A 12,454-nucleotide genomic window follows, 5' to 3' on the forward strand; every position below is an offset into this window, starting at 1 on the left:
GGCGGTTGACGCGAATTGCGCGGAAATTTTGATCGTCATGACACGCGATCAAACCGCGTGGCGCAGGCTCGCGGCGAGCCCTCTTGTTTCACGCATTTCGGGCCTGCGTTTCACGCATTATTTTGCGAGCTGCTACAACGAGTTAGCTCGATTGTCACAGCCGTGAAACGTGTTTGGAGTGAGCACGTGCAGGCTGATTCGCGCGTGCGTGAGTTCGGCACGCGGTGTCGCGGCGATGAACGAACAATCGTCAAATAATGTTCAGGCGACGCCATCCCATGGCGCGTTCGCTCGCAACTCCGTGCTCTGTCCGGGTTGCAGTCCGAGTGAAAAAATGTCAAGCGCACCGATGCCGACGCGCACGAGACGCAGAGTCGGAAAACCCACAGCCGCTGTCATGCGACGCACCTGACGGTTCTTGCCTTCGGTGATCGACAGCTCGATCCATGTGGTCGGGATCGCGGCGCGATAACGGATCGGCGGCGTACGCGCCCACAGCGAGCTGGACGGCTCAACATAGGTCGCCTGACATGGGCGTGTCACGTAATCGCCGAGATCGACGCCGCGCGCGAGCTTTTTCAACGCGGCGTCGTCGAGCGCGCCTTCGACTTGCGCCCAATAGCGTTTGACGAGCTTGTGACGCGGCTCGGCGATGCGCGCCTGCAGCGCGCCGTCGTCGGTGAGCAGCAGCAGGCCTTCGCTATCGGAGTCGAGCCGGCCGGCCGGATAGACGCCGGGTAACTTGACCCAGTCGGCAAGCGACGTCCGCGTCTCGTGTGGCGAAAATTGACAGATGGTGCCGAACGGCTTGTTGAGGGCGAGAAGGCGCATAGGAGAGTGATACGGCAGAGCGATACGGCGCGATGATAATGCATGAACCGGGATGCAGATTCTTCTATCTTATAGAGGAGCGTGGCGCGTTCGAGAGGCCGTCTATGTTGGAAAACCCGGAGCGAGGGGCGGCCGCGCCGCGCGTGGGGCGTGGGCTAGAATAACGGCCAGGCCGCTCGCGGCGGTTCGGCATTGCGCGGCGAGGGCGTCTCTTTCGCAGTCTCCCATCAGCTTTTGCATAGCTTTCACTGGAGTCCGATCATGCCGTATCAGCACATCAAGGTTCCGACAGGTGGCGATAAGATCACCGTCAACGCCGACTTTTCGCTCAACGTTTCCGACGAACCGATCATCCCATACATCGAAGGCGACGGCACCGGTCTGGACATCACGCCGGTCATGCTCAAGGTCGTGGATGCGGCGGTCGAAAAGGCGTACGGCGGCAAGAAGAAAATCCACTGGATGGAAATCTACGCGGGCGAGAAGGCGACCCGGGTGTACGGCCCGGACGTATGGCTGCCGGACGAAACACTGCAGGCGGTCAAGGAATACATCGTGTCGATCAAGGGGCCGCTCACCACGCCAGTCGGGGGCGGCATCCGCTCGCTGAACGTCGCGTTGCGCCAGGAACTGGACCTCTATGTGTGCCTGCGCCCGGTGCGATATTTGAAGGGCGTGCCGTCGCCGGTGCGCGAGCCCGAGAAGACCAACATGGTGATCTTCCGCGAGAACTCGGAAGACATCTACGCGGGCATCGAATGGCCTGCTGAATCCGAACAGGCGAAGAAAATCATCAAGTTCTTGCGCGAAGAAATGGGCGTGAAGAAGATCCGCTTTCCGGATTCGTCGGGTATCGGCATCAAGCCGGTGTCGCGCGAAGGTACCGAGCGTCTGGTGCGCAAGGCGATCCAGTACGCTATCGACAATGAACGCCGCTCGGTCACGCTGGTGCACAAGGGCAACATCATGAAGTACACCGAAGGCGCGTTTCGCGACTACGGCTACGCGCTCGCGCAGAAGGAGTTCAACGCGGAACTGATCGACGGCGGTCCCTGGATGAAAGTCAGTAATCCGAAGACCGGCGGCGATGTCGTCGTGAAGGACGTGATTGCCGACGCGTTCCTGCAGCAGATCCTGCTGCGGCCGGCCGAATACGACGTGATCGCCACGCTGAACCTGAACGGCGACTACATCTCGGATGCGCTCGCCGCGCAGGTCGGCGGAATCGGAATCGCGCCGGGCGCGAACCTGTCGGATTCGGTTGCGATGTTCGAAGCGACGCACGGCACGGCGCCGAAATACGCGGGCAAGGATTACGTGAATCCCGGCTCGGAAATCCTGTCAGCGGAAATGATGTTGCGCCACCTGGGCTGGTTCGAGGCGGCGGATCTGATAATCAGCTCGATGGAAAAATCGATCCTGCAAAAGCGCGTTACTTATGATTTTGCCCGCCTGATGGAAGGCGCGACTCAGGTGTCGTGCTCGGCATTTGGGCAAGTGATGATCGAAAATATGTAATTGCCGCGCCGGGATTATCCGGTTTGCATAAAAACCCGGCGCCAGCAAACGGCCGGGGTATTTTTTTACCCGAAATTTTCGCGCGGTTTTCAAGCCGGATAATCCGTTGCAATAGAAAGCTGCCGCAAAAAAGAAACCCGGCGCGGAGCCGGGTTTCAAAAAGGACGGGTGTCGAAACGCTTCAGACTGGCGCCTGAATGTTCGATGCCTGTTTGCCTTTCGGGCCTTGCACGACTTCGAAGGTGACCTTCTGGCCTTCCTTCAGCGTCTTGAAGCCATTCATCTGGATGGCCGAGAAGTGTGCAAACAGATCCTCGCCGCCCTCGTCAGGCGTGATGAATCCGAAACCCTTTGCGTCGTTAAACCATTTGACCGTACCAGTTGCCATTCCAACTTCCCCTGTAACTCATGTCACTACCACGAGCCCTCGAAAAGCCACGACCACGCGAGGCGGTCGTTCCCTCCTCACAAGCTCACCATCGGCATTTTTTCGAAATTATGGCTTAGTGAAAAAAGTGCCAGCTTAATTGTTGGGGCTCTTTATTCGAGTGTCAAGAAAATTTTGAGACATCGTTGTCGCGTTGCAAACAGGCCGCTTTCCAGGGTTTTTACCGCTTCCGTATGTGCGGTGGCGCAAGCGGCGTGGCTTGAAAAGTCGCATAATCGACTCACTTGCTGACTGTGCCCGCAGCGCCGACGCCCAGCGCGGCGAGCGCTCGAAGCCAGTACCGGCAGGTTGTGCGATACTCGATCCGACCGCGGTGCAGCACGCGCCGCGCATGACAGGATCGGGGCCGGCACCGCAATCGGCTCGTCGAAAGCGCGCAGGCCAGGCCGAACATGACAGCATCGTGACGGCCGGGCGGCAGCGAACGGGCTCATCGGCCGGGCGGCCGGGTTTCGACAGGATTGCGGGCCTGTCCTAGTTGTTTAGAATGGGTGTATGGCGATTATCCCGGACAAGCAGGACGGCACCGTACTGGAGCGGCAGGAGCAGAAACTCAAGCCGCCGTCCATGTACAAGGTGGTGCTGCTGAATGACGACTTCACGCCGATGGAATTTGTCGTGATGATCGTGCAGGAATATTTCAATAAGGATCGTGAAACCGCAACGCAGGTCATGTTGAAGGTGCATCGCGAGGGCAGGGGAGTTTGTGGGGTCTATACGCGGGACATCGCGTCGACCAAAGTCGAGCAAGTCGTTACCCACGCACGGCAGGCCGGGCATCCGCTGCAGTGTGTGATGGAGGAAGCATGATTGCCCAGGAACTGGAAGTCAGCCTGCATATGGCGTTCATGGAAGCGCGCCAGGCAAGGCACGAGTTCATAACGGTCGAACATCTTTTGCTCGCGCTGTTGGATAACCCGACGGCGGCAGAGGTACTTCGCGCATGCGCGGCCAATATCGAGGATCTGCGCCAGAACCTGCGCAACTTCATTCATGACAACACGCCGACCGTGCCGGGCACGGACGACGTCGACACGCAGCCCACGCTCGGATTCCAGCGTGTGATCCAGCGCGCGATCATGCATGTGCAGTCCACCTCGAACGGCAAGAAGGAAGTGACCGGCGCAAACGTGCTGGTCGCGATCTTCGGCGAGAAGGACTCGCATGCGGTGTACTACCTGCAGCAGCAGGGCGTCACGCGTCTGGACGTGGTCAATTTCATCTCGCACGGCATCGCCAAGACGAGCAGCTCGGACGCCGCGAAGGCGAGCGACGCGAATGCCGAGTCCGACGAAGCCGCCGCGCAGAAGGAAACGCCGCTTGCCCAGTTCACGCAGAACCTGAACCAGATGGCGAAGGACGGTCGCATCGATCCGCTGATCGGACGTGAGTCGGAAGTCGAGCGTGTGGTGCAGGTGCTGTGCCGCCGCCGCAAGAACAATCCGCTGCTGGTCGGCGAGGCCGGTGTCGGCAAGACCGCGATCGCCGAAGGGCTCGCATGGCGCATCACGCGCGGCGAAGTGCCGGATATTCTCGCTGATGCCCAAGTGTATTCGCTCGACATGGGCGCGCTGCTCGCGGGCACCAAGTATCGCGGCGACTTCGAGCAGCGTCTGAAGACGGTGCTGAAGGAACTGAAGGAGCGTCCGCACGCCATTCTGTTCATCGACGAAATCCATACGCTGATCGGCGCGGGCGCCGCGTCGGGCGGTACGCTGGATGCGTCGAACCTGCTGAAGCCGGCGCTCTCGTCGGGCACGCTGAAGTGCATCGGCGCCACCACCTTCACCGAATATCGCGGCATCTTCGAAAAGGACGCGGCGCTGTCGCGTCGTTTCCAGAAGGTCGACGTGACCGAGCCGACCGTCGAGCAGACGGTCGCGATCCTGCGTGGCCTGAAGTCGCGTTTCGAAGAGCACCACGGCGTCAAGTACTCGTCGGGTGCGCTGTCGGCGGCGGCCGAGCTGTCGGCACGCTTCATTACGGACCGTCATTTGCCGGACAAGGCGATCGACGTGATCGACGAAGCGGGCGCGGCGCAGCGCATTCTGCCGAAGTCGAAGCAGAAGAAGACGATCGGCAAGAACGAGATCGAGGAAATCATCTCGAAGATCGCGCGCGTGCCGGCGCAAAGCGTGTCGCAGGACGATCGCAGCAAGCTGCAGACGCTCGACCGCGATCTGAAGAGCGTCGTGTTTGGCCAGGATCCGGCGATCGACGCGCTGTCGGCCGCGATCAAGATGGCGCGCGCGGGCCTCGGCAAGCTCGACAAGCCGATCGGCGCATTCCTGTTCTCGGGTCCGACCGGCGTCGGCAAGACCGAGGTCGCGAAGCAGCTTGCGTTCACGCTCGGCATCGAGCTGATCCGCTTCGACATGTCGGAGTACATGGAGCGTCATGCGGTGAGCCGGCTGATCGGCGCGCCGCCGGGCTACGTCGGTTTCGACCAGGGCGGCCTGCTGACCGAGGCGATCACGAAGAAGCCGCATTGCGTGCTGCTGCTCGACGAAATCGAAAAGGCGCATCCGGACATTTTCAACGTGCTGCTGCAGGTGATGGACCACGGCACGCTGACGGACAACAACGGCCGCAAGGCGGACTTCCGCAACGTCATCATCATCATGACGACGAACGCGGGCGCCGAGGCGATGGGCAAGTCGGTGATCGGCTTCACGAACCGCCGCGAGGCGGGCGACGAAATGGTCGACATCAAGCGCATGTTCACGCCTGAGTTCCGCAACCGTCTGGACGCGACGATCAGCTTCCGTTCGCTCGATGAGGAAATCATCATGCGCGTGGTCGACAAGTTCCTGATGCAACTGGAAGATCAGCTGCATGAGAAGAAGGTCGATGCGCTGTTCACCGATGCGCTGCGCAAGCATCTGGCGAAGCACGGTTTCGATCCGCTGATGGGCGCGCGGCCAATGCAGCGTCTGATCCAGGACACGATCCGTCGCGCGCTCGCCGACGAGCTGCTGTTCGGCAAGCTGATGAACGGCGGCCGCGTGACGGTCGACGTCGATGCCGACGACAAGGTGCAGTTGACCTTCGACGAGCATCCGGCGCCGCGCAATCCGAATCCGGAGGCGGTGGAAGTCGAGTGATGTCAGTCAGGCCAGCGTTGGGTTAAGCTGGCCGGACACCAAAGGCAGAACGGCGCGGGTTTTATCCCGCGCCGTTTTTTTATGCCCTGGTTTTTTCTCACGGCGTGCGCTGAAGGCGCCAGCCGCCGCGTCGCAGCAATCGATCAACGCTTGCCGGTGCTACCAAACCCGCCCGCGCCGCGCACGCTTTCCTCGAAGTCATCGACGATATTGAACCCAGCCTGCACGACGGGCACGATCACAAGTTGCGCGAGGCGTTCCATCGGATTCAGCACGAATGTCGTCTCGCCGCGATTCCACGTCGAAATCATCAGTTGGCCCTGGTAATCGGAATCGATCACGCCGACCAGATTGCCGAGCACGATCCCATGCTTATGGCCGAGACCCGAGCGCGGCAGAATCAGCGCCGCATAACCGGGGTCGCCGACGTGGATCGCGAGTCCGGTCGGCACCAGCGCGGTTTCGCCGGGTTTCAGCGTCAGCGGTTCGTCGAGGCAGGCGCGCAGATCGAGGCCGGCGCTACCGGTCGTCGCGTAAGCGGGGAGCTGTTCGCGCATGCGCTGATCGAGAATCTTCAGGTCGAGTTTCATTCAGGTTCGATAGTTGGAGTTGAGATTGGTGAAGGGGACGCGTCTGACTGGCAACGCCTTTGCGATCAAGCCGCCTGGTTCGAGCCGAGCTGAAACGCGTCGGCGAGCAGTTCGTAGGAGCGCAAGCGCGCACGATAGCTGCCGGCGACGGTCAGCACCATGAGCTCGTCGGCCTGGAACTGCTGCTGTAAATCCGTGAGCCGTTCGGTCACGCGCTCAGGCGTGCCGATGATGCTGCGCGGCTTTTCGCGGTCGATCACGAGCTGTTCGCGCTCGCCATATTCTTGCGCGATGCCTTGCTCGATCGACGGTACCGGTTCGTTCAGACCATGCGCCATCTGCACGCGACGCAGATCGACGGCTTTTTCGAGGTCCGCGGCTTCCTGCTCGGTATCTGCGCAGATCACGAAGACCGCGGCCGCGAGATACGGCTGCGATGCCTCGTTGCCAGGCTTGAAACGCTCGCGATACGCAAGCGCGACCTGCCTGCCGAAATGCGCGTTGATGAAATGCGCAAACGAGAAGCGGATGCCGAGCTGCGCCGCGAGCAGACCGCCGAATTCGCTCGACCCGAGCATCCACAGCTGCGGGCGCGTATCGATCTGCGGCTGCAGCAGCACGCCCTGCGCGAGATGATCGTCGGGCAGCGCGCCGTGCATGAGGCCGAGCAACTCGGCGACCTGCTGCGGAAAAAGCTCGCCGCGATTGTAAGCGCCGGCGGCGACCGCCTGCGCGGTGCGCATGTCGCCGCCCGGCGCGCGTCCGACGCCGAGATCGACGCGATTCGGAAACAGCGCCTCGAGCATCATGAACTGCTCGGCGACCTTGAACGGGCTGTAGTACGGCAGCATGATGCCGCCCGAGCCGATGCGAATGCGTTTGGTCACGCTGCCGAGGCGCGCCAGCATCACTTCAGGGCAGGGATTCGACACGCCGCGCAGGCCGTGGTGCTCGGCGCACCAGTAGCGCGTGTAGCCGAGGTCGTCGGCGAGCTGCGCGAGTTCGACGGTCGCGGCGATCGCGTCCGCCACCGAATGGCCGGCGATCACCGGTGTTTGATCGAGCACGGAGAGTAGCGTCATGGCGGTAGTGCTCCAGATGATTCCGGTCGGCTATGCGAGCGAGACGGCGGGGGCATCCAGGCCCGTCGCCGTCCGCTCGCTCAGCGAACCCGATCGTGGACGGGCGGCAGACGCTTGGCGATTTCCGCGATCAGTGCGCGCGCGAGCGTCTGCTTGTCGGCGCGTGGCAGCTTCGTTGCGCCGCCTGCTTCGAACAGAATCACTTCGTTGTCGTCGAGCCCGAACGTTTCCGGCCCCAGATTGCCGATCAGCAGCGGCACGTTCTTGCGCGCGCGTTTTTCCTCGCCGTGGACTTCGAGGTTGTCGCTCTCCGCGGCGAAGCCGACCGTGAACGGCGGCTTTGGCAGCCCGGCGACCGCGGCAAGGATGTCTGGATTCTCGACGAATGAAAAGCTCGGCAGCGCGTGCTCCGCGGTCTTCTTGATCTTCTGATCGCTGACTTGGTCGACACGCCAGTCGGCCACCGCCGCGACGCCGATGAAAATGTCCGCCTCCGCGACCGCGCGCATCACCGCATCGTGCATCTGCTGCGCGGTCTGCACGTCCTCGCGCAAGACGCCCCACGGCGTTTCCAGCGCGACCGGACCGGCCACCAGATGCACGTCGGCGCCGGCCTGCTGCGCGGCGCGCGCGAGCGCGAAGCCCATCTTGCCGCTCGAACGATTGGTGATGCCGCGCACCGGGTCGAGCGGTTCGAAGGTCGGCCCGGCGGTCAGCAGCACGCGCCGGCCGGACAGGATCTTCGGCGCGAAGAACGACGCGACCGCCTCGTAGGTCGCGGCCGCTTCGAGCATGCGCCCATCGCCGATTTCGCCGCAGGCCTGCGGGCCCGAATCGGGGCCGAGCACCTCGACGCCGTCCGCGCGCAGTTGCGCGACGTTGCGTTGCGTGGCCGGGTTCTGCCACATCTGCCGGTTCATCGCCGGCACGACGAGCAGCGGGCAGTCGCGTGCGATGCACAGCGTCGACAGCAGATCGTCGGCCATGCCGTGCGCGAGCTTGGCGAGGAAGTCGGTCGACGCCGGCGCGATCATGATCGCATCGGCTTCGCGCGATAGATCGATGTGCGCCATGTTGTTCGGCATGCGACCGTCCCACTGGCTCGTGTAGACCGGCCGGCCCGACAGCGCCTGCATCGTGACGGGGGTGATGAACTGGGTGGCCGCTTCGGTCATGACGACCTGCACGGTCGCGCCTGCCTTGGTCAGCAGACGCGTGAGTTCGGCGATCTTGTAGCAGGCGATGCCGCCCGTCATGCCGAGGACGAGGTGTTTGCCTGCGAGTTCTGCGGTTGCCAACGAAAGCCTCCGACAAAGCGTGATCGCGCGGCGGCGCGAGGGCGTTGCCCGTCGTCGCCGCGCGCTTCAAACCGGACCTGAGGCACGGCTCGCGCAGCCGCGACCGTGCATCACCTCGGCGAAGTTAGCGTGTGCCGCGTACCCGCCGCAGCTCGTCGATCACGAGCAGGATCGCGCCGATCGTGATCGCGCTGTCGGCGAGATTGAACGCCGGCCAGTGCCAGCCGCCCACGTGGAAATCGAGGAAGTCGATCACGTGGCCGTACGCGAGCCGGTCGATCACATTGCCGAGCGCGCCGCCGAGAATCAGCGCGAGCGCCGTGCAGAACATTTTCTGCCCGCTATGCCGCTTGAGCAGATAGCAGATCACGAGCGCCGCGACCACGCCGAGCGCGGTGAATGCCCAGCGCTGCCAGCCGCCCGCCATCGCGAGGAAGCTGAACGCGGCGCCGCGGTTGAACACGAGAATCAGGTTGAAGAACGGCGTGACCTCGTGCGGCACACCGTAGGCGAACACCTTGCGCACGGCGATTTTCGTCAGCTGGTCGAACAGAATGACGATCAGCGCGACGCCGAGCCAAGGTGCGAGCGAACTGCTTCCGGTGGACGTCTTCGACATGGTTCTCGCCATTATGCCGCGCTCCTCGTTTCGCCACTGCCGAACAGATTGCTGAAGCAGCGGCCGCACAGCGACGGATGCTCGGCGTTCGCGCCGACGTCCGCGCGATAGTGCCAGCAGCGCTCGCACTTCAGGTACGTCGACGCGATTACTTCGACGCCTTCATCGGCTTCGCTGTCGACCTTGACGACGTTGGCCGCCGACGTGATCAGCACGAACTTCAGGTCGTCGCCGAGGCTCGCGAGTGCGTCGTAACGCGCACCGCTCGCGCGGATTTCGACTTCCGCCTGCAGCGACGAGCCGATCAGGTTCGCGACCCGCGCCTCTTCGAGCGCCTTGGTCACGTCGCCGCGCACCGCGCGCAGCAGCGTCCACTTGTCGAGCAGCGCGCCCGCGTCCGGCATGGCCGGGTACGAGTGGTACGTCTCGGTGAAGATCGTCTCGCCATTGGGCTGGAATACCTTCCACGCTTCTTCTGCGGTGAACGACAGGAACGGGGCCATCACGCGCAGCAGCCCGTGAGCGATGTGGTAGAGCGCGGTCTGCGCCGAGCGGCGGGCGACCGAATCCGCCGCGCTCGTGTAGAGGCGGTCCTTCAGCACGTCGAGGTAGAAGCCGCCCAGGTCTTCCGAGCAGAACGTCTGCAACTTGGCGACGACCGGGTGGAACTCGTACCTCTCGTAGTGCGCGAGGAGGTCGTTCTGCAGATTCGCCGACAGCGCCACCGCGTAACGGTCGATCTCGAGCCAGTCTTCGACCGGGCGCGCGTGCTGCGCGAAGTCGAAGTCCGACAGGTTCGCGAGCAGGAAACGCAGCGTGTTGCGGATACGGCGATAGCCTTCCGTGACGCGCTTCAGGATTTCCTCGGAGATCGCGAGCTCACCCGAGTAGTCGGTCGACGCGATCCACAGGCGGATGATTTCCGCGCCGAGGCGGTTTGCGACTTCATGCGGATCGATGCCGTTGCCGAGCGACTTGCTCATCTTGCGGCCTTCGCCGTCGACGGTGAAGCCGTGCGTGAGCAGGGCGTTGTAGGGCGGCCGGCCGTCGAGCATCGACGCGGTCAACAGCGACGAATGGAACCAGCCGCGATGCTGGTCCGAGCCTTCGAGGTACAGGTCGGCCGGGAACTGCAGCTCGTCCTTGTGCGAGCCGCGCAGCACGTGCCAGTGCGTGGTGCCTGAATCGAACCACACGTCGAGCGTGTCGCGGTTCTTTTCGTACAGGTTGGCGTCCTCGCCGATCAGCTCTCGCGGATCGAGCGTCTGCCATGCCTCGATGCCTTCCTTCTCGACGCGCTGCGCGACCTGTTCGAGCAACTCCAGCGTGCGCGGATGCAGCTCGCCAGTTTCCTTGTGCACGAAGAACGCCATCGGCACGCCCCACTGGCGCTGCCGCGACAGCGTCCAGTCCGGGCGGTTCGCGATCATGCTGAAGAGGCGCTGCTTGCCCCACGACGGATAGAACGCCGTGTTCTCGATGCCTTCGAGTGCGGTCTCGCGCAGCGTCTTGTCGCCGTCGTTCGGTTTCACGTCCATGCCGGCGAACCACTGCGAAGTGGCGCGGTAGATGATCGGCGTCTTGTGGCGCCAGCAGTGCATGTAGCTGTGCGTGTACTTTTCGGTGCGCAGCAGCGAGCGGGCGCCTTGCAGCGCCTCGACGATCTGCGGATTGGCCGCCCAGATCGACAGGCCGCCGAACAGCGCGAGCGACTCGATGTAGCGGCCGTCGCCCATCACCGGGTTGATGATGTCCGAGTCAGCCATGCCGTGCGCCTTGCACGACACGAAGTCTTCCACGCCGTACGCCGGCGACGAGTGCACGATGCCGGTGCCGGTTTCGGTCGTCACGTAGTCGCCGAGGTAGACCGGCGCGGTGCGCTTGTAGCCCGGATGCGCGGACGCGAGCGGGTGGTTGAAGCGCAGGTTCACGAGCTTTTCGCCCGGCGTCGTCGCGACGACCGTGCCTTCGAGACCGTACAGCTTCAGGCACGCCTCGACGCGTTCCTCGGCGAGGATCAGCAGGCCGCGCGGCGTGTCGACGAGCGCGTAGACGATTTCCGGATGAAGGTTCAGCGCCTGGTTGGCGGGGATGGTCCACGGCGTGGTGGTCCAGATCACGATACCGCCTTCGTTGCGCGGCAGCGCGGCGAGGCCGAACGCCTGCGCGGTCTTCTCTGGTTCGGCGAAGCCGAACAGCACGTCGATGGTCGGGTCGGTCTTGTCCTTGTACTCGACTTCCGCTTCGGCGAGCGCCGAGCCGCAGTCGAAACACCAGTTGACCGGCTTCAGGCCGCGGAATACGTAGCCTTTTTCCATGATTTTCGCGAGCGCGCGGATTTCGCCGGCTTCATTCGCGAAGTTCATCGTCTTGTACGGATTGTCCCAGTCGCCGAGCACGCCCAGACGGCGGAAGCCGGCCTTCTGCTTCTCGATCTGCTCGGTCGCGTAGGCGCGCGCCTTCTGCATCACTTCGGCCGCCGGCAGCGACTTGCCGAATTGCTTTTCGATCTGGATTTCGATCGGCATGCCGTGACAGTCCCAGCCCGGCACGTAGACCGCGTCGAAGCCCGCCAGATTGCGCGCCTTGACGATCATGTCCTTCAGGATCTTGTTCACCGCGTGACCGAGGTGAATGTCGCCGTTTGCATACGGCGGGCCATCGTGCAGGATGAACTTCGTGCGGCCCCTGGAGGCGGCGCGGATCTTGTCGTACACCCTGCGTTCCTGCCAGTCCTTGACCCATTGCGGCTCGCGCTTGGGCAGGTCGCCGCGCATAGGGAACGGCGTGTCGAGCAGGTTGACCGGGTAGCGGGACTGCGGTTTCGAATCGGCTTTCTTGTTGCTCATGATGTGGGTGGCGGTGAATTCGTTTCTATGCGTAGCAGCGCGCGGATTGCGCGCTGCGCGAGGAGCGTGGGGCGCGCCCGGCAGGCGGCTCCGCGTGAAACCCGGACGCCCTTCG

10 protein-coding genes are annotated in these 12,454 nt (G+C 63.2%); 3 read left to right on the forward strand and 7 right to left on the reverse strand.

What is annotated here, in order from left to right; all coding sequences use genetic code 11:
* Positions 1 to 261: 261 nt before the first annotated feature.
* A complete protein-coding gene (locus OKW45_RS16360) occupies positions 262 to 831 on the reverse strand; it encodes a pseudouridine synthase (RefSeq protein ID WP_018421597.1) in 570 nt (189 codons plus the stop codon).
* Positions 832 to 1,092: 261 nt separating this feature from the next.
* Between OKW45_RS16360 and icd the strand changes: the two genes are divergently transcribed.
* Positions 1,093 to 2,349, forward strand: coding sequence for an NADP-dependent isocitrate dehydrogenase (gene icd / locus OKW45_RS16365; RefSeq protein WP_429469857.1), 1,257 nt, complete (start codon positions 1,093 to 1,095; stop codon positions 2,347 to 2,349).
* A 181-nt stretch (positions 2,350 to 2,530) separates the two neighbouring features.
* On the opposite strand, the gene OKW45_RS16370 is transcribed toward icd, so the two are convergent.
* Positions 2,531 to 2,737, reverse strand: coding sequence for a cold-shock protein (locus OKW45_RS16370; protein ID WP_018421595.1), 207 nt, complete (start codon positions 2,735 to 2,737; stop codon positions 2,531 to 2,533).
* 555 nt (positions 2,738 to 3,292) lie between these two features.
* Here OKW45_RS16370 and clpS point away from each other — a divergent pair.
* Together clpS and clpA are read left to right on the forward strand one after the other, a co-directional pair.
* Positions 3,293 to 3,607 carry an ATP-dependent Clp protease adapter ClpS gene (gene clpS, locus OKW45_RS16375; RefSeq protein ID WP_008919570.1) on the forward strand — a complete coding sequence of 105 codons (315 nt, stop codon included), beginning with the start codon at positions 3,293 to 3,295 and terminating at the stop codon, positions 3,605 to 3,607.
* On the forward strand, positions 3,604 to 5,901 hold the full coding sequence (gene clpA, locus OKW45_RS16380) for an ATP-dependent Clp protease ATP-binding subunit ClpA (protein ID WP_018421594.1): 2,298 nt from the start codon (positions 3,604 to 3,606) through the stop codon (positions 5,899 to 5,901). The genes clpS and clpA overlap by 4 nt, the downstream gene beginning before the upstream one ends.
* Before the next feature lie 143 nt (positions 5,902 to 6,044).
* On the opposite strand, the gene dut is transcribed toward clpA, so the two are convergent.
* From dut to ileS, 5 genes are all read right to left on the reverse strand, one after another.
* Entirely contained in the window at positions 6,045 to 6,491 is a 447-nt protein-coding gene (gene dut, locus OKW45_RS16385) for a dUTP diphosphatase (RefSeq protein WP_429469859.1), read from the reverse strand.
* Positions 6,492 to 6,556: 65 nt separating this feature from the next.
* On the reverse strand, positions 6,557 to 7,573 hold the full coding sequence (locus tag OKW45_RS16390) for an LLM class flavin-dependent oxidoreductase (protein WP_429469861.1): 1,017 nt from the start codon (positions 7,571 to 7,573) through the stop codon (positions 6,557 to 6,559).
* 80 nt (positions 7,574 to 7,653) lie between these two features.
* Entirely contained in the window at positions 7,654 to 8,871 is a 1,218-nt protein-coding gene (gene coaBC, locus OKW45_RS16395; RefSeq protein ID WP_018421591.1) for a bifunctional phosphopantothenoylcysteine decarboxylase/phosphopantothenate--cysteine ligase CoaBC, read from the reverse strand.
* 124 nt (positions 8,872 to 8,995) lie between these two features.
* Positions 8,996 to 9,502: a signal peptidase II gene (lspA, locus tag OKW45_RS16400; protein WP_018421590.1), complete on the reverse strand. Its 507-nt coding sequence runs from the start codon at positions 9,500 to 9,502 to the stop codon at positions 8,996 to 8,998.
* Entirely contained in the window at positions 9,502 to 12,339 is a 2,838-nt protein-coding gene (ileS, locus tag OKW45_RS16405; protein WP_429469863.1) for an isoleucine--tRNA ligase, read from the reverse strand. Before ileS ends, lspA begins: the two co-directional genes overlap by 1 nt.
* Between the last annotated feature and the right edge of the window lie 115 nt (positions 12,340 to 12,454).

Source organism: Paraburkholderia lebeckiae (assembly GCF_050436225.1).
Lineage (GTDB): Bacteria > Pseudomonadota > Gammaproteobacteria > Burkholderiales > Burkholderiaceae > Paraburkholderia > Paraburkholderia tuberum.

Coding starts and splice junctions, on each gene's coding strand:
- clpS (WP_008919570.1), top strand. CDS start 3,293: ATGGCGATTATCCCGGACAAGCAGGACGGCACCGTACTGGAGCGGCAG.
- OKW45_RS16370 (WP_018421595.1), bottom strand. CDS start 2,737: ATGGCAACTGGTACGGTCAAATGGTTTAACGACGCAAAGGGTTTCGGA.
- clpA (WP_018421594.1), top strand. CDS start 3,604: ATGATTGCCCAGGAACTGGAAGTCAGCCTGCATATGGCGTTCATGGAA.
- icd (WP_429469857.1), top strand. CDS start 1,093: ATGCCGTATCAGCACATCAAGGTTCCGACAGGTGGCGATAAGATCACC.
- dut (WP_429469859.1), bottom strand. CDS start 6,491: ATGAAACTCGACCTGAAGATTCTCGATCAGCGCATGCGCGAACAGCTC.
- OKW45_RS16360 (WP_018421597.1), bottom strand. CDS start 831: ATGCGCCTTCTCGCCCTCAACAAGCCGTTCGGCACCATCTGTCAATTT.
- ileS (WP_429469863.1), bottom strand. CDS start 12,339: ATGAGCAACAAGAAAGCCGATTCGAAACCGCAGTCCCGCTACCCGGTC.
- lspA (WP_018421590.1), bottom strand. CDS start 9,502: ATGGCGAGAACCATGTCGAAGACGTCCACCGGAAGCAGTTCGCTCGCA.
- OKW45_RS16390 (WP_429469861.1), bottom strand. CDS start 7,573: ATGACGCTACTCTCCGTGCTCGATCAAACACCGGTGATCGCCGGCCAT.